This window comes from Bacillus sp. ES1-5 (assembly GCF_022487605.1).
Classification (GTDB): domain Bacteria; phylum Bacillota; class Bacilli; order Bacillales; family Bacillaceae_G; genus Bacillus_A; species Bacillus_A wiedmannii.
This window is the reverse complement of record NZ_JAKVPU010000002.1, coordinates 453,230-470,335: the sequence shown is the minus strand read 5'-3', so window position 1 is coordinate 470,335 and position 17,106 is coordinate 453,230. Positions and strand designations below refer to the sequence as shown.

Sequence of the window (17,106 nt, the reverse complement as noted above, 5' to 3'; positions counted from 1 at the left end):
ACACCCTTTTTATTTTTCATTGAATGCAGATTTCACCACGCTTCGCATACTCGAGTACATCTTTTAATGATTGATGGAATTGAATTTCTGGGACCCAACCTAACCTTTTTATATCCTCTATTACTAAATTCTCATTTGATTCGCTCCCACTATGCTCTGCTTCTTTTATGGAAAAATTCAGCTGTGTTAATTCTTTGTATTGTTCTATTACATCTAATAAAGACCGTTTTACCCCTGATCCAATATTATATTGTTTTCCATTTGTTCCATCGCGTAATAACACATGATACGCTTTAACCGCATCACGTACATCTAAAAAATCCCTACTATCTTTCAAACTGTTTACTTCAATAATTGCTTCACTTTTATTCGACTCTATAGTTATCATTTTTTTTGCAAGAATAGAACAAATACCATTCGATACTCCTGGACCAATTAAATTCGAGGGCTTTGCAATGATAATATTTGAATTCATTAATTCACTCCACGCCTCTGCAATAATGACTTGCATCGTTTTACTTAAACTATATGGATTTGAAATTTTCATTTCATTCATACTATCTGCTTGCAAAGCAGATCCTATAACCAACGTTCTACAGTGAGGTGCTTCCTGCTTAATTGCTTCTAATAAATATAATGTCCCTATTACATTAATCTCTACATATTCAAGAGCAGCTGTCCAAGACTCTATAACCGAATTCCTTCCTGCTAAATGCAATACATAATCTGGCTTTATTTGTTTCATTACTTCGCTCTTATTAGTTAAATTACAAGTAATACCATTCCCAATTATTTCTCTATGTGCACGATTTTGAAACATAGGAAATACATGAAAGCCCTGCTCTAAAAAATATTGGCAAGCATGGCGTCCTGTGAAACCATTTGCACCAGTTATTAAAAGACTCGCATTTTTTTTCATCGTAAAAACCCTCCTTTTAATAACATTTGTTTCACCTCGTGTTTTGCAAGTAAGTCTTGTTGAGAACTAAAACTTTTCACATCCACAAGCGGATAGCTAGCATAATATTCTTGCAGCCCTTCTATAGGAATAGTCGGTAGTACCACAAAATAATTTTGATCAAAAATTATACTTGTTTTACTCTCTACCTCAGATAAAAGCATTTCACTTAATTTTTCACCCGGTCTTATCCCTACTTCTTTTACCTTCACGTTTTCCTTTTTCGAATCTTCAATTAACACTTCTGCTAAATCTGTTATTTTACATGCCGGCATTTTCATAACAAAGATTTCCCCACCTCTACCTTGATATACGGCTTTAAATAACAATCCAACAGCATCTTCAATCGTTAAGAAAAATCTAGTCATATTTGCATCGGTAATCCCTACTTGTGAAGATTTTTTAATTTGTTTTTTAAAAAGTGGTACCACACTTCCGCTCGTCCCCAAAACATTTCCACCACGAACACAAATGAATTTTGTTTTCTTCGTTTGCATATTCGCATGAACCATTAACTTCTCACCAATTGCTTTTGTCATCCCATACGTATTTGATGGATCGGCTGCTTTATCCGTTGAAACATATATAACTTTCTCAACTTGCATCTGCATAGATGCTTCAATTACATTTTGCGTACCGTGTATATTGGTTTTTATAGCTTCATAAGGATAATACTCACATACTGGAACATGTTTTAAAGCTGCAAGATGGAATACATAATGGACACCTTGGCAAGCATAGGCTAGTTGACCTTTATCACGAATATCTCCAATAATAAATTTTAATCTATCATCATTTATAAACTGTTGCTGCATTTCAAACTGAACCGTTTCATTTCTTGAAAAAACTCTAATTTCTTTCGGTGATTTTTCTAATAGTTGTTTTATAAGTTCATGTCCCCACGAACCTGTACCACCAGTAATTAAAATTATTTTATTTAGCATTTCTTTTCCTCCTACCACACATTTCAATTAAAACTGTATTTATAAAATTTATTGAATTATTTTCAATTGATTTAAATCATAATCGTCGTTTGTTACATTTAATTGACAAAAATAAAAAACAGAAACTATTAAACATAGTTTCTGTTTTTCATTTCACCTCACAACAGTAAGATTTTTTATGCTTTTTGTATGATAACTAAATCCTTGTAAAAAACACCGCTCATTTATTTCTTATACTCGTAATAAAATAAATAGAATGATTCATATCCAATAATCATGTAAAAAGGGAGGGAATGGAATGTACCGAAGCAATTCAAATCATACATATAACGGACCTTCCAAAGCACTGCCTCTCTCCCTATTTGATGTAAAAAATGAATTAAAACAAAAAAGCAAACTCATACATTCTGGCACGATGTATAAATTAACGAAAGAAGAGCAACTCATCATCAACAACATAAAAATACAAACAGAACAGCTAAATAAAAATAATGTGACAAGAACACGCGCATACTACCAATTTTACATTCAATATCCAGAAATACATTGGGCACTACTTGGGCATATGGTATCACGTAACGGCGGTTGGAATATGACTGATTTAAAGGGCGATTTATATACGAGAATTTTATCTGAGAAAGATCAAATTACATTCTTTTCTTTTTTAGAAAGAGGGAATTGGCTTATTTTCCAAGATGTATATCCTCAATTTCTGCTTTATGAACAAAGCGTAAAAAGAGCACAAAAACTATTTCACCTTCTCCCACACCTAAATGTTTCTACATTTATGGAAACGATGTGGAACGATTTTTGGAAAACAGGTAACAAAAAAACATTAGCCATTGCAACTATTATTAATGAACAACACTACTTAGAAAAAAGAGTGATTCAAAATATACAATTTAAAAAGACTGTACTTAATAGTATTGGATTTAAACTCTTTGATTTCTTTCAATTTAATCATATCCTTTTCCCATTCTACGAAAATGATAAGAAACTTAAAGTATTACTATTTGGTGATACAATGAAACATTTCACTTCCTTACACGAACGAATCTTAATTGGAAAAAGGTTGTATTCCTTATTATTTCGAGACACACATGTTTTATCTCAAATAATAAGCTGGGCCCAGCACCATCCGCATACAGGATCAAGGAAAGATTACTGGCCTCATTTATTTTCAAGTGTAAATGAATTTTTTTCCCGTGAGTTTTATAAGCGGCGAATAAAGAAATGCCAGTTGCGTAGTGGCGCTTATCGTATATACAGTCCTGCACTCATCTATGCGTGGCGAGATATGAGGCATGAAGAAGTTGACAGTGAAGATTGGTTTACGGACTGGCAAGTTGTAAATTACTTAGTAGATAAGGAGGAAAATATAAATGGACAAATTACAGAAGACTACTGTAAAACACTCGAAAAAATTGAGTTGGCAATTCTTGCAAAGAAAAACGTCCTCCTTCGAGAAGAAGAGTGATTTTCTAGCATTAACAGTTACAACCTTACTCTCTTCTATTATCGGAACTTGCTTAGATGCTTTCTTTGTTGCGAAACAAATGTATTCCTTTCCAGTTAGACCATTCTCATCCATATTTTCAATCAACATTGGCTTTACTTTGTTTGTACTACCAATTTTAACAATGATTTTTATACAAATTTCAAAAACATTATCTACAGTTTCTAGAATTCTATTTATTGTTTCAATCGGTATTTGTGCTAGTATTTTTGAACAGGTTACTGAAAAGTTAGGGCTATTTATGCATAGTGTAGATTGGAATCATACATATTCTTTATTTGGCTATATGATTTTCTTTTCTTTTATTTGGAAAGTATATCATTTCATACAAAAATGAAGAGACCATAATCGATCTCTTCTTAAGCATAATCTTCGGTTATTGTTAATGATGCAGGATTTTGAAGAATTTTTGAACGTAAACGGTAGGCAACGATTTTCTTCTTATATTGCTTGATTACATCAACATGTTCCTCATGGCTATATAGAGAAAACTTAATCTCTTTATTCCCTTTCTTCGTGTTAATAACGATTGGTGTTCCTTCCCCGTGCGGCGGGAAATAATGTTTATCTAAAAATAAAGCCTCATTAAATTCATGAATAACTTGTAGTTTCATTTCTCCCTCTATATTCTTTTCATCTATCGATATAGAGGTATTCTCTTCTTCAAGTTTTTGATGCAATTCAAATCTACTAATAATTGATTCTACAACAGAAGTTGGCATACTAGAAACTAGTACTTTAAGAGCGCCAAAAATAAATAATGTCACTATAAACCATGTTGTCATTTTCATCATCTCCATTACATTTTAAAATATAAATTTCGTTCCATAAGGTATAAATATACTAATGAGTATTCCGGTTACAATCATCGTCACTGAACCAATCGTCGCCTCTTTCTCGCCTTCCTTCACGAGACGGCTCACACCAATAATATGTGATGCGCAGCCCATCCCCACCCCTTTTCCAATCGTACTTGTTATACGGAAAAACTTAAGTACTGTTGGTCCGATAATAGCACCTGTTATTCCTGCAACAACTACAAAACTAGAAGTCATAGATGGAATACCACCAATTTGATCCGCTAATGAAATGGCGATAGGCATCGTCGCTAATTGCGGCATTGTTGTTAATATGAGTTCCTTATCTATATTTAACATTCCGCCAATCACTACATTCATACTCGTTAAAGCCACTATCCCTACCGCTACGCCGATAAGTATCGACAAAAAGTTTTTCATAAGTATATTTCGCTCTTTAAATAAAGGTATCGCTAACGCTACAATTGCAGGACTCAATAAGCCGGAAAGAATGTCTCCCCCATTTGCTCTATACTCATGATGAGAAATACCAAAAATCAGAAATAAGCAAATCATACTTGCTGTAACTGTTAACACCGGTAACATAAATGGAAACGGAATTTTTTTATATAACTTTGTCGCCAATACATACATTACTACAGTAATAATAATTAAGACCATTTGCATCGTGCACCTTGTCTATTTTATTTTTTTGATGTTACTAATAATTGACTTATATACCCTGAAACAACCAAAGTTACCACCGTGCTTGCAACTACTAAAAGGAATGTAACACTCCCCTTACTGAAAAGAAAAGACCCGTATTCCATCAGCCCTGTTGTCGAAGGAATTAGAAATAACGGTAAAAATAAGATTAACTTTTCCGCACCTTCCTCAAACCACTTTAATGGTAAAATACGAGTAGAAAGGATCAGAAACAGCATTAACATCCCTATTAAACTTCCTGGCATTGATAAATGGAATACTCCTTGAATCCACGTTCCAACTAAACTAAATACATATAGCACGCCTACTTGAAGTAAAAGCGTCACGTACTTCATTTCTTTCCCTCATTTCAATATTACGCATCTCTATTATGAAATCTCATTTAACGTTTCCGCGAATCTCGTAATTCCCAGCTGAATTTGTTCGGCATTTACTCTCCCAAAAGTAAAACGAATATATTCACTTTTAGTACCTAAAACACTTCCTGGGACAAACGCTACACCATTTCGTATAGATTCGCCTAGTAAATGATATTCATCAAACGTTCCTTGCACTTTGCACCATAAATGTATTCCACCCTCTGGAACAAAAAATTCAACCTGGGCCCCTAATATTTCTTCAAGCTTTCTAATTAACACATCTCTTCTGTCTTTCAATTGTTCACGAAGCATTGTAATATGTGCATGAAAATCTTCTGATTCTAAAAATTGATTTGCCACCCACTGCGTAAATACACTATGGCCAAAATCAACTTGCTGCTTCGCATCCGCTAAACGTTCAATTACACGCGTTGGGCCAATTACCCAACCAATACGTAATCCTGATGCAACAATTTTTGATAATGAACTTATATAAAGAACATTCCCGTTTTGATCCATTGATTTTAATGTTGGATTCACTTCTCCATTAAATGAAGTTAAGCTATACGGATCATCTTCTACAATCGGTATCCCAAATTCAGAAGACAGTTCTAAAATCTTTTTACGTCTTGCTAATGAAAGCACAGTTCCCGTTGGATTTTGATAATCTGGATTCAAAAATACCATGCGAATACGATGCTTTTTATGCAAATCAATTAAGTCATCTGGATTCATTCCATGCTGATCAACAGGTAGATGGAATATTTTTAACCCCGCGGATTTAAACATCGGCAATGAAAAACAATACGAAGGGTCCTCAATTGCAATCGCATCGCCAGGTTTTAATAAGCATTGCACGATAAGATTAAGTGCCTGTTGTGCGCCGGATGTAATAAGGATAGAATTCGAATCCGCTTCAATTTGTTTATATTGCTGAACATGTGCTGCAATTGTTTTTCTCAACATTTCATTTCCAAGTGGATGGTCATAACCGAGGTTCTCCATAAAAGTTTTTTCCGACAAAATCGTTCGGAATCTATCACTCGGAATTAATTCTGGTGACAATTCACCACTCGCTAAATTAATTAAGTCGTCTTTTTGTGTTTCTGTTCTAATTTGTTGAACGAGTGGTACATTAGGTAAGAATGATCCATCCTCAACGTACCTACCCCAGTTCGGTATTCGTTTATGTGAAACACCCCATATGTCTGTATTTACCCGTGTCCCACTTCCTTTTTGCCGTTCTACTACTCCAAGTGATTTTAATTCTTCATATGCAGCTACTATCGTACTTCGGTTCACCTGTAATTCTTTCGCTAACATACGCTCAGAAGGTAACTTGCTGTCAGAAGGAAACTCACCTGAAGAAATGCCCCTTTCAATATAATCCGCTATTTGTTTATATACAGGCGTCTTATCTGCACGATTTGGTTTCCATTCCACCTTGTTGCCCCTCTCAAAACGAAATATACTTGATTTCCTAATAACAGTATTGACTGTAATAATAGTATTAATTAAGTGCATGATTTAAAAACATTTTTACAGTCATATTAAAGCTAGTTGGCTGTTCTAAATAAGGTAAGTGCCCACTACTTTTCAACTCAATGAAAGTTGTATTTTTCAAATGTCGTTCAAACTCTCTTACATATTTCTCAGGGACAAAATCATCATTTTCCCCTCTTATAATTAATGTAGGACATGAAATATTTGAAAGAAACGGTCTTTGATCATAGTCCACTAATTCAGCAAATAAGCTTTGAATATGCACCGAATTAATAGACTGTAAAGATTGATAAAATCCCCTGACAATTACTTCATTATCTGCTACTCCCATCGCCTTCAATAATGTATCCGCCCATGTTTTTCCGTTATCGTGCAAGCTAAGTAAATCATATACTTCAATTCGTTCTTTTCGATCTTCAGGCTCCAAATAAGGAAATGCATTTACAACAATTAAGCTAGAAACAAAGCCTGGATATTGAATAGCAAAATCGATACCGACTCTAGCTCCTTTTGAAAGACCACACATAACTACTTTTTGTAGCTTTAAATAACTGCATAACTCATACAAAACATTTGTATATTCTTTAAAAGGAATTTCCAGCCCTTCAGATTTCCCATGCCCCGGTAAATCAAGAGAAATCACCGTCCAATTCTCTTTGAAATATTGTCTTTGATATAGCCAATTGTTTGCGTTCCCACCAAGACCGTGTAATAACAATATAACAGGGCCCGACCCTTCTATATTGTAAGAAATTTTTCGATTCTTATATTCAAAATACATATTCATCACCTTCAGCTATAACGTCACTTACTCTTATCTTTGAATGAATATATCCAAAATGGTTCCTTTTCTAACCACTCTACTGTTTCCCGTACACCTACTTCATACTCTCTTTTTAGTTCCGTTACTTTCGTCGCAAATTGTGATGCATGTGCTTGCAATGCCTCGAGCTTTTTTGGAACATATTCTTTCACTTCATTTTTAAAATGCGGAGGACCTATTTCCGCTTCATGATTCTTCGAAAAAGCTACCGCATAAAATGTTGGCCTTTTATATTCCGGAATATTAGCCAACGCCTCGGCCACCGCTTCTCCTGTTGCATCGTGATCTGGGTGTACTGCATATCCCGGATAAAAAGAAATGACCAATGAAGGATTCAGTTCTTCTACACATTTTTGTATTACACGTCTTAACTCTCCGGGAGTTTCAAATTCAAGGGTTTTATCACGATATCCCATCATACGTACATCTTTAATCCCTAAAATATTTGTAGCCCTCTTTAGTTCCTTCTCTCTTATAACATATAATGATTCACGTGTTGCAAAAGGAGGGTTTCCCATCGTTCTCCCCATTTCACCTAACGTTAAGCAAACATAAGTAAGAGGAACATTTCGCTGCGCATAAGCTAAAATTGTACCTGCCACGCAATATGACTCATCATCTGGATGCGGAAAAACAATTAAAACGTGGCGTTCATTTTTTATCAAAACCATACTCCTCCATCATACACAATATTAACCTTCTTCTTTCAAAACTATTAAATCACTACCGCATACCACGTTACTCCAACAAGTAGTACGAAAAGAAGAAGAATATAAATAGTTGATAAGTTTTTCACATTTTTCTTTGTAGACTTACCGTAATTCTCCTCCACATTTCGTGCAACTAACACGGTTCCAAACAGCGATACAATTACAATAATAACCACTAGTGAAATTGCAAAACTCATTGTATTTTCACCTCTCTAAAGACAATCTATTTTAATAAAGAACTTCCTCTTTAAACCTTTAATAACATACTACCTTTCTTCTCTTATCATAATAGATGTTTACAAAAAACGGACCAACCACTTTTGTATTTTTTTGCTCATCCACTTTGAAAATAAAAAGCAACTGATCACTTTGGACTCAGTTGCTTTTCACACGATAAATTATTTTTTTATTTGAAATTAATTCGATTTAAAAGTTTAGTCTTTTCATAATGAAGCATCGATTGAGATAACTCAAAAATTGTCCCGTTTACAAGACATACTGTATTTTCAATAATAAGCGCCGGATCACCTTCATTTAATTCTAACAGCTGCGCGTTTTCTTTTTTTACTTTTTCACAACTAATAACTTTATCGGCAAAGCCGATATTTAATCGTAAATCTTCAATGAATATTTAAATATAGAATAATATCCTTTTTAAAATAACTTACTTCAAATCGATTCATCAACGCTTCTTCTGTAGGTAGTTTTTTCGTTTCATTTGAAGGTCCTTTTTCAAATTTTGCAACGCAGCACTATATTGAGTATCTTAAAGTTTATACTACTGATAAATGTTAACAAACTTATTCTTCAATAATGAATTGTGAAATTAGCATTTCTAAATTTTCGACTTTCTTTTTCATTTCATTAGATCTCGTCGTTATTTCTTGAATCAATGTAGCTTGTGCTTGAATTGATTGTACCGTTTGATTCGTTTCTTGTGCGACTTGTGTTGCAGTTTCAGAAACTATTGATAAAGAGGCATTCACTTCTTCTGTCCCAGCAGACATTTCTTCTGTGGCAGCAGACACTTCTTGAATTTGGGACGTTATTCTATTAATATCTTGCATAATAGATGAAAATGCGAGTTCTGCCTTATATGCTGCTTCTTTACCACCACTAGCCTGTTGTTGACCTTTTTTCATTACATGAACTGTATCCTGTGTATCTTTATGTATAAAACGTAATAAATTATTTATATCATTTACAGACGTTTTAGATTTCTCAGCCAGACCTCTTACTTCAGCTGCAACTACTGCAAATCCTTTTCCATTTTCTCCGGCGCGTGCTGCCTCAATTGCAGCATTTAAGGCCAGTAAATTCGTTTGTTCTGCAATATTAGTAATAATATCTAGCGCTTCTTCAATTTGTTGTGTACGTGTAACAAGTCTATCAATGACCTTAGAAGTTTCTTCGACAACTTCATTCACACTATTCATTTGACGAATAGATTGTTTTATAACTTCACTACCAGAATTTGCTTGGTCGATTGTTGCAACAGCAACTTCAGCAACCATCGCTGAAGATTCAGCTACTGTTTGAACTCCAGTTGCAATTTCTTCCATCGCAGTTGAACTTTCTTGAATACTAGTCACTTGTCCCTCTATTTCTTTATTTATTTCAGAAGTAGTTCGAACAACCTCGTTTGATATATGTGCTGCCGTTTTTGTCTCTTGTAGCATATTTTCAGTTGAAATAATCACTTCTTTCGCTGTAACCTTCACCTGACCGACTAATTGTTGCAAGTTATCTAACATACTATTGAAGGATTGTACAATATGGCCTAATTCGTTCTCGGATTTATAAGAAGTTCGAATTGTTAAATCTCCATCAGATACTCGTTCCATATCTTTTTGTAATAATACAATTGGTTTTTTTATAGCATTTTTTATTATAAAACCAATAAAAATGATTATTATAATTCCAACAAATGAAATAATTACAAATGTTATTGTTGTATTTTTCACACTATTCATATTCTCTTTTTGTAGTTGTTCAGCCGCGGTATTATTATATAAAATAAGCTCACGAATAGACTGAATTGTTTTTCCCATATTAGGCTCAATTTCTTTTAAATAATAGCTATACGCTTCTTCATTATTAGTCAGTCCCAAGTCCTGTGCTTTCTTCATTTGTATTCTTAAATCTTTGAATTGACTTTGAAATGCATTATACAAGCTCTTTTCTTTATGAGAACTAATTCTAGTTTCAAATTGTTTTAATAACTCATCATTTTCTTTCCTAGTCTTATCCATTTCTGTTATTAGTTCTTTCATTCTTTTTTCATCTTTGGATATCATAATCTCCATAAAATTCATATTCACATGGTAAAAATTTGATTCTACAGTTCCTATCCATTCAATTGGTAATAGCCTTTCGTCATACATACTAGAAGATGTATTTCCACCTTTTTGAAGCCCTAAAAACCCCAGAGAAGATAACATAATACAAGCCAAACTCGATATAATGACTAACACATTTAATTTCGTTCCAATTTTACTATTTTTAATAAAAAACAACAAATCCACCTCATCTGTATATTATACTTATGTGTTTTATATTACAATAATAATCGACATTTATCGACATTTTTTTCGTACCGATCTTATAACTACATTAAATTATTAAATTATTAAATTAACTATATAAATCTATTCAAAGAACTTTGATTCTTATAATATCAAATACTAAAAAGTCTTATGGGGATTCCACAAGACTTTTATAGCGTTACATTGTTTCTATAAAGTTATGGTTAAACTTAAAGTGACTTATTAGTTCTTATAACTTCTTGATAGAGAATCGGTGACCACTTATCACTAACATAATCTTGGATCACCCAACCAACTCTTTTTGGATCCTCTTGTTTAATATATGCCGCAATTTCGGGATTTATATAAGAGGCATAATAATATGGACTATTCCACGCTGTACCACCAGAAGACAAGCTTGTAAAATTAACATATAGATGATTTAAATCCTCACTATTGTTCATCGTTTCATTGATCGTATCTTTAATAGACTTTACTTTCTCATCATAACTCACTTTATATTTATCTTGTACGGTTACATTTACATTTTGATTTACAGTTGTCGTAAACGTCTCATTATCTGGCCAATAAAAATTATTATATCCTCCAGATTCATTACTACCACTATATCTTTTTAGTAGTACAATTTTCCCTCGAGCATCTCCAAGTTTTATATTTCCTTCTGTTTTTAAAAAGATAGGATCAACAAAATATTTTTTTTCAAACGTATTACTAAATGAACCTTCTGCCCCTTTCATATCCTCATACTCTTTTTTTAAAGACATAATAATTGTTTCACTTGGGTTATCTTTTAAAAATTGTTTCGCTTCGTTTATGAATTCATGCAGTGTTACATAAAGATATAATGGCCCATGATGAAGAACTATCGTATTATCATCTGTTAAACGGCCTCTTATATCAAAAATGCGAGCTCCATGATCCATTTGATAACGAAAATCATACTCTTGCGTCATTCCCCATACTTGCTTTATTGGATTTTGTAATTTGAACGTGCCACTATCATGTGTTCCTGGAATTGAAATTCGTGCTAACGGGACATTATCAGGTATAGGCTGCATCCATTTTGACCAATTTTCAAGTTCAATAACAGAGCTAGCTGCAACGACTTGCTTATCATGTAAAGCAAATACAGATGTGATAAATATCATACTACATATGAATAATTTCAAAATAAACTTCTTATTGCTCATTATTATTCCTCCTTTTTCCGTTTTATATCAAACTTATTGAATATAATATAATCTGTTGAGTAAAAAATAAATAATATTTCATCAATATGAAATATTGCATAAAAGTAAAGTTAAAAAATCATTCACATATGAATTAGAAAAATTTAAAGGAACTTCATCTGAAGTTCCTTTCGTTTATTTTATATTCAATATATATGAACCATCTTTATTCTCATACTTATAAACATATAAATAATATTTACCTGGCTTTGCATTATAAGTTCCTTTAACTACATTCCCTTCATTTTCACCATATGCTACATAGTTGTTTAAATCTGATTCATGATGAAGTACCCATGTCATTCCAATGTTTTGTTCATTTAGTAGAGAAATATTAATATTTTCTGGCGAGTCAATTTGGAAAGTAAATACATCTACCTTATCACGATTATGTAGTGTTCCTTTCATTGGTGTATGAAAGTTAACTTTATTTGCCTGTCTAGGTTCATTATTTGGTTCATTTTCTGTTACTTGTAACTCATTCCCACCGTTCGGTTCTCTTTGTTCATACCCTAAGTTTACTAGTATAGACTTCAAATCTGGTAAAACACCAATTTTATCTGCATATGGATTTTTAGATTTCGTTCCAGTGTTATGGTTACTTAATATCGTTCTTAATTCACTTGGTCTATACGGTTGTCCTAAATTTTTTTTAGCAATGCTTTGTACTAAAGTCGCTGCCCCAGCAATAATTGGCGAAGCACTAGATGTTCCACTAAAGCTTGTAGTATAAAGATTTACAGCACTTCTACTTTGCTCAGCTGTAGTTGTATCTACGTTTTCTCCCCAGCCATACACATCAATACGGCTTCCATAATTCGAAAACCACATACGCTCATGAGGGAAAGATGAGGAGCCCGCTCCTACCATAATTGCACCTGAATCTTTAAAATCTTTACTATTACGATTTAAAATTTGTTTACCATTTCTATCTTTAAATTGATCTAAATCATTCCAACCATTTGCTCCAGCTTCTATAATGACAACACCTTTATCTGTACCAGCACGAATTGCATCAAAGATATCTGGTTGTACCTCAACAGGTAAATATTTATCACCGTATCCATCAAAGGAAGCCTGTGCCTCTAATAATAAAACATCCCCAGCTTCTAACTGATTCACAGCACTTAATATTGCATCAGCTGTATTATACTGTCCGTTATCTCTTATTTGAGAAATCACCTTTGCTTTTGCTTTTGGCGCAATCCCAATATTCCCAACTTTATTGTCCTCAGAGGATACAATTCCTAATACAGACGTCCCATGACCGACATGTTGATCTATATTTATTCCAGACATTAATTCAATATTTTGGTGTACTAAATCCTCATGATTTAATAACCATCCATATTCCATATCAACAAAGGTGACATCGCTTCCCTTACCGCCTTGAACTCCCCAGGCGAAAGGCGCATTAATACCGTATGGTGCTGCTTCAAGATAACCTTGTTTTTCATATCTAGGATTGTTATTCGGATTAAAAGATACACTTAATGGTTGTACCTCCGGTGGTGTTATTTTTTCTTGTTTCTTCATATACACATCTTCTATTAAAGAAGATCTCTTTAACTTATCTACTAGTTCTTCATGCCCACTATTTTGAGTTTGAAGAATATAGTAGTTTAATAAACTTGTAGATACATTATTGGGTGCTTTCACTTCAAGGTTTTGTATTTGTTCCGGGCTTACAGATGTGAATAAACGAGTAAATGTTACATCTGGATATTCTGTCAAAAGATCTTTTATTACTTTATCGTTCGTTTGAGATTGTATTTGTTTTTCAATACCATCTTCATATGGAAATTTCAAATCCGCTTTAAATTTCACAATGATTTGCTTATCTGTTTCTTGTTCTATTCCTAATTTACTCTGCTGTTCTATAGAATCAGCATGTACACTATTGACAGTGCCTCCTATTCCTAAAAGTGTTGTAATGATTACAGTTGACGCACACATTTTTTGAAATATTTTCATTACATCAATCCTCCTATTAATAATTATTAATCATTATATTAGTCTATAATAATTTTATTTCTATTACGTATTCCCTTTCTACTAAATAGATTATAGTAATCAGAAATATGAACTTCAATGTATTTTCATATGCAATATTTCATATTCGGACTCTACACTACATGAATAAGAAACTTTTGATGATTATTTATTTTATATGTGCTAATATACTTACATTAATATATAACGTATATAAACATTACTTAACAGTTTCACCTTAATTTTTTCTTAGGAGGATTTACAATGAAATTATTAAAAATAAAACATATAACCCCTATATTTGCAGCCGCAATTACATTCGTATGTCATCAAAGTACAGCTGAAGCATCTACCATTCATACAGTAAAAAAGAATGATACACTTTGGGGCATTAGTAAACAATACGGGGTTTCAATACAATCCATTAAACAAGCTAATAATAAAGGAAACGATCAAACCTTTATTGGTGAACAGTTAAATATTCCAGGGTCCACGAACTCAAATGAAATCACCGTTCGTCAAAGTGCCAAACCAAAACCTGCGAACATTTCTAGACAAATTATTTATCAAGTACAACCGGGAGATTCATTAGAAACGATAGCAAAGCGTTACAATGTTACCGTTCAATCTATAAAGCAAATTAACAATACAGCCGGAAACAAGCTTTATTCAGGACAACATTTAAAAATTAACTCAAGCATTTTAGAAAAAGAAAAAGACTTAATGGCACGCTTAGTTACCGCTGAAGCAGGTGGCGAATCCTATAAAGGTAAAGTAGCTGTAGCAAAAGTTATACTAAATCGTGTAAACACAAAAGGTTTTCCAAATACAATAACAGGCGTTATTTATGAACCTATTAAATACGGATATGCCTTTACTCCTGTTACAGATGGAAGAATTAATCAGCCTGCAAGCCCAGAAGCAAAAATGGCAGTAGAAGAAGCTATCTCCACAAATGGCATACATTCTGATTGGCTTTATTTCTATAATCCAAAAACAGCAACAGACAAATGGATTACGACACGTCAAACAGTAGCAGTAATTGGTAACCACGTGTTTGCTAAATAAGAGTTGAAATCATTAACAGACCTCTTCACTTGAAAGGTCTGTTTTTTTATATGTTAGATTTTATTAATCATATGACATAGTGATCATTTATAACTATTTCTTCTTTCAAATAAAAACATTTGTATTTACCCCACCACTCGGAGAAATTAAAATAACATCAAGTTCAAAAACTCCCTCTTTATTAATAAAAGCTATTTCTTAACTTCATAAAATTGTTATACACTAGAAAAATAAAAACAAACTATTCGTTAGCAGGTGAAAGAATATGTATGATGTTACAATTATCGGCGCTGGAGTAAGTAGCATTTTTATGGCTTATTCACTAGCTAAAAGTAACAAAAAGGTTTTAATTCTTGATAAAGGTAAAGCGCTAGAAGATCGCCATTGTCCTTTAGACGAAGGAAAAGTGTGTACTTGTACTACATGTGATAAATATTTCGGGTTTGGTGGTTTAGGAAAATCTGAAGGGAAATTTAATTATACAAACGGATTTGGCGGAGAACTTGAGCAAAAAGTCGGTAAAGAAAGCTTTATTCAACTCATGGCTGAAGTAGATGAAATTCTATGTCAGTTCGGAGGAAGTTCTGTTTCAAAATACTCTACAGAAAATCCAACTCTCAATACGAGAGCTGAAGCGTGTGGTTTACAAATGCTAACAACAGAAGTAAGGCATCTTGGCACTACCCTTTCAAGTAAAATTTTTCAGCAGCTCTATGAATTTTTACTTACGAAAATAAATATCCAATTTCATATAGATGTACAACATATTATGAAACAGAAAGATTATTTTACAATAGAGACAAATGAAGGAATAGTTCAATCTAAGCAACTAGTATTTGCAACTGGGCGTTCCGGAGCGGATTGGTTAAAAAAAATGTGCACTTCCCTTAAAATTTCTCAGGAGCAAACCCGTGTAGATTTAGGGATTAGAGTAGAGATGAAAGAACACCAATTACGTTCTATATTAAAAGACACATTTGAGACAAAACTTTCTTATGAGCATGAACACTTCACCGCAACTACATACTGTATGAATCCAAAAGGACACATCATTAGAAAGTACGAAGAAGGTTTAGTTATGCCTGATGGTCAAAATTTTCGAGAGAAAGGAACTGGCACACCTAACTTAAATTTCACTTTATTTATCCCGCGCTATTTTTCAACTCTCAAAGAAGCAAATATATACGCAAGTTCAATTATAAAAAACATTAACCAAGGACGAGATCGGATTGTTATACAGCGCTTAGAGGACTTACTAAATAAACAGCCTACAACAAAGAACGGCATGAAACATAACCGTATACAGCCTACACTACAAGGAGATTATGGAGATTTGCATACAGAAATCCCTCCATTATATATTGAAGGGCTTAATGAGTTTTTATTACGCTTAGAACAATTCATCCAAGAACCGATCGATAAAGATACTTTATTATATGGAATTGACGGAAAGTTCTATGCTCCTACGATAAAAATCAATAACCATTTTGAAACAAGTGTGCATGGACTATTTTTAGTTGGAGATTGTTCAGGCGTCACTCATTCATTATCTCAAGCTGCTGCAAGTGGGTTATATGTTGGAAAATATTTATCTCATATTTAATTTCTTTCATTAAGATAGCAATCAAATATTTTAACTTCCATAACGCTTTATTTATGTACTTTGTCCTTCCCCCGCTAATGATTATCCCGCCAAGAATCGGGATTTTACGAGATACATATGTAACATAACTATGTATGGTAAAACTATCGACATTCAATTCTAACAAATTGAATGTCAACAGTTTTAAAAGCCTCTATTTATTTCCACTTTCATTTGTTCGATATTTTGTAACATCATCATAGTGTTTAATATGTTAGGATGTCTATAAGTATTTTTTACTACAACTATGACTTTTTCTGCTCTGTTTCTAAAAAATAGATTTATACTTTAAA

Annotated in this window: 16 protein-coding genes and 1 pseudogene; 4 read left to right on the top strand and 13 right to left on the bottom strand. The window is 33.2% G+C overall.

The genetic code is table 11. The annotated features are described in order from the left end of the window. Window positions 1-16: 16 nt before the first annotated feature. Entirely contained in the window at window positions 17-919 is a 903-nt protein-coding gene (locus MKO96_RS12140; protein WP_240587545.1) for an SDR family oxidoreductase, read from the bottom strand. Beyond that, window positions 916-1,902: a UDP-N-acetylglucosamine 4,6-dehydratase family protein gene (locus MKO96_RS12135; RefSeq protein ID WP_087981616.1), complete on the bottom strand. Its 987-nt coding sequence runs from the start codon at window positions 1,900-1,902 to the stop codon at window positions 916-918. Before MKO96_RS12135 ends, MKO96_RS12140 begins: the two co-directional genes overlap by 4 nt. 298 nt (window positions 1,903-2,200) lie before the next feature. Here MKO96_RS12135 and MKO96_RS12130 point away from each other — a divergent pair, with 298 nt between their 5' ends. Both MKO96_RS12130 and MKO96_RS12125 read left to right on the top strand, forming a co-directional pair. Beyond that, complete coding sequence (locus MKO96_RS12130) at window positions 2,201-3,379, top strand: DUF2515 domain-containing protein (protein ID WP_240587544.1); 1,179 nt, start codon at window positions 2,201-2,203, stop codon at window positions 3,377-3,379. Beyond that, entirely contained in the window at window positions 3,342-3,755 is a 414-nt protein-coding gene (locus MKO96_RS12125) for a CBO0543 family protein (protein WP_240587543.1), read from the top strand. Before MKO96_RS12130 ends, MKO96_RS12125 begins: the two co-directional genes overlap by 38 nt. Window positions 3,756-3,777: 22 nt before the next feature. On the opposite strand, the gene MKO96_RS12120 is transcribed toward MKO96_RS12125, so the two are convergent. The 11 genes and pseudogenes from MKO96_RS12120 to MKO96_RS12070 form a co-directional block, all read right to left on the bottom strand. Further along, window positions 3,778-4,203: a YfmQ family protein gene (locus MKO96_RS12120; RefSeq protein ID WP_240587542.1), complete on the bottom strand. Its 426-nt coding sequence runs from the start codon at window positions 4,201-4,203 to the stop codon at window positions 3,778-3,780. 21 nt (window positions 4,204-4,224) lie between these two features. Then, window positions 4,225-4,896 carry an LrgB family protein gene (locus tag MKO96_RS12115; RefSeq protein ID WP_087981619.1) on the bottom strand — a complete coding sequence of 224 codons (672 nt, stop codon included), beginning with the start codon at window positions 4,894-4,896 and terminating at the stop codon, window positions 4,225-4,227. Between the two features lie 23 nt (window positions 4,897-4,919). After that, entirely contained in the window at window positions 4,920-5,276 is a 357-nt protein-coding gene (locus tag MKO96_RS12110; protein ID WP_087981620.1) for a CidA/LrgA family holin-like protein, read from the bottom strand. A gap of 33 nt (window positions 5,277-5,309) precedes the next feature. Beyond that, complete coding sequence (pdxR, locus tag MKO96_RS12105; RefSeq protein WP_087981621.1) at window positions 5,310-6,743, bottom strand: MocR-like pyridoxine biosynthesis transcription factor PdxR; 1,434 nt, start codon at window positions 6,741-6,743, stop codon at window positions 5,310-5,312. Window positions 6,744-6,810: 67 nt separating this feature from the next. Beyond that, on the bottom strand, window positions 6,811-7,584 hold the full coding sequence (locus MKO96_RS12100; protein ID WP_240587541.1) for an alpha/beta fold hydrolase: 774 nt from the start codon (window positions 7,582-7,584) through the stop codon (window positions 6,811-6,813). 23 nt (window positions 7,585-7,607) lie between these two features. Beyond that, on the bottom strand, window positions 7,608-8,288 hold the full coding sequence (gene bshB2, locus MKO96_RS12095; RefSeq protein WP_240587582.1) for a bacillithiol biosynthesis deacetylase BshB2: 681 nt from the start codon (window positions 8,286-8,288) through the stop codon (window positions 7,608-7,610). Between the two features lie 53 nt (window positions 8,289-8,341). Beyond that, on the bottom strand, window positions 8,342-8,533 hold the full coding sequence (locus tag MKO96_RS12090; protein WP_087981623.1) for a hypothetical protein: 192 nt from the start codon (window positions 8,531-8,533) through the stop codon (window positions 8,342-8,344). A gap of 209 nt (window positions 8,534-8,742) precedes the next feature. Then, window positions 8,743-9,010, bottom strand: a pseudogene (locus MKO96_RS12085) (UTRA domain-containing protein); the annotation flags it as partial. 126 nt (window positions 9,011-9,136) lie between these two features. Then, window positions 9,137-10,852, bottom strand: a complete 1,716-nt coding sequence (locus tag MKO96_RS12080) for a methyl-accepting chemotaxis protein (protein ID WP_240587540.1) — start codon at window positions 10,850-10,852, stop codon at window positions 9,137-9,139. A gap of 239 nt (window positions 10,853-11,091) precedes the next feature. Then, entirely contained in the window at window positions 11,092-12,072 is a 981-nt protein-coding gene (locus tag MKO96_RS12075) for a phosphatidylinositol-specific phospholipase C (RefSeq protein WP_240587539.1), read from the bottom strand. A 174-nt stretch (window positions 12,073-12,246) separates the two neighbouring features. Further along, window positions 12,247-14,085, bottom strand: a complete 1,839-nt coding sequence (locus MKO96_RS12070) for a S8 family peptidase (RefSeq protein WP_240587538.1) — start codon at window positions 14,083-14,085, stop codon at window positions 12,247-12,249. A 282-nt stretch (window positions 14,086-14,367) separates the two neighbouring features. Between MKO96_RS12070 and MKO96_RS12065 the strand changes: the two genes are divergently transcribed. Then, window positions 14,368-15,171, top strand: coding sequence for a cell wall hydrolase (locus MKO96_RS12065; protein ID WP_240587537.1), 804 nt, complete (start codon window positions 14,368-14,370; stop codon window positions 15,169-15,171). Window positions 15,172-15,436: 265 nt separating this feature from the next. Continuing rightward, window positions 15,437-16,774 carry an NAD(P)/FAD-dependent oxidoreductase gene (locus tag MKO96_RS12060; RefSeq protein WP_240587536.1) on the top strand — a complete coding sequence of 446 codons (1,338 nt, stop codon included), beginning with the start codon at window positions 15,437-15,439 and terminating at the stop codon, window positions 16,772-16,774. Window positions 16,775-17,106: the final 332 nt, after the last annotated feature.

What these genes read in the sequence shown, in the direction of transcription:
- MKO96_RS12120 (WP_240587542.1), bottom strand. Translation starts at nt 4,203, where the DNA reads ATGACAACATGGTTTATAGTGACATTATTTATTTTTGGCGCTCTTAAA.
- MKO96_RS12115 (WP_087981619.1), bottom strand. Translation starts at nt 4,896, where the DNA reads ATGGTCTTAATTATTATTACTGTAGTAATGTATGTATTGGCGACAAAG.
- MKO96_RS12065 (WP_240587537.1), top strand. Translation starts at nt 14,368, where the DNA reads ATGAAATTATTAAAAATAAAACATATAACCCCTATATTTGCAGCCGCA.
- MKO96_RS12100 (WP_240587541.1), bottom strand. Translation starts at nt 7,584, where the DNA reads ATGTATTTTGAATATAAGAATCGAAAAATTTCTTACAATATAGAAGGG.
- MKO96_RS12090 (WP_087981623.1), bottom strand. Translation starts at nt 8,533, where the DNA reads ATGAGTTTTGCAATTTCACTAGTGGTTATTATTGTAATTGTATCGCTG.
- MKO96_RS12075 (WP_240587539.1), bottom strand. Translation starts at nt 12,072, where the DNA reads ATGAGCAATAAGAAGTTTATTTTGAAATTATTCATATGTAGTATGATA.
- MKO96_RS12070 (WP_240587538.1), bottom strand. Translation starts at nt 14,085, where the DNA reads ATGAAAATATTTCAAAAAATGTGTGCGTCAACTGTAATCATTACAACA.
- MKO96_RS12130 (WP_240587544.1), top strand. Translation starts at nt 2,201, where the DNA reads ATGTACCGAAGCAATTCAAATCATACATATAACGGACCTTCCAAAGCA.
- MKO96_RS12140 (WP_240587545.1), bottom strand. Translation starts at nt 919, where the DNA reads ATGAAAAAAAATGCGAGTCTTTTAATAACTGGTGCAAATGGTTTCACA.
- MKO96_RS12110 (WP_087981620.1), bottom strand. Translation starts at nt 5,276, where the DNA reads ATGAAGTACGTGACGCTTTTACTTCAAGTAGGCGTGCTATATGTATTT.
- MKO96_RS12135 (WP_087981616.1), bottom strand. Translation starts at nt 1,902, where the DNA reads ATGCTAAATAAAATAATTTTAATTACTGGTGGTACAGGTTCGTGGGGA.
- MKO96_RS12060 (WP_240587536.1), top strand. Translation starts at nt 15,437, where the DNA reads ATGTATGATGTTACAATTATCGGCGCTGGAGTAAGTAGCATTTTTATG.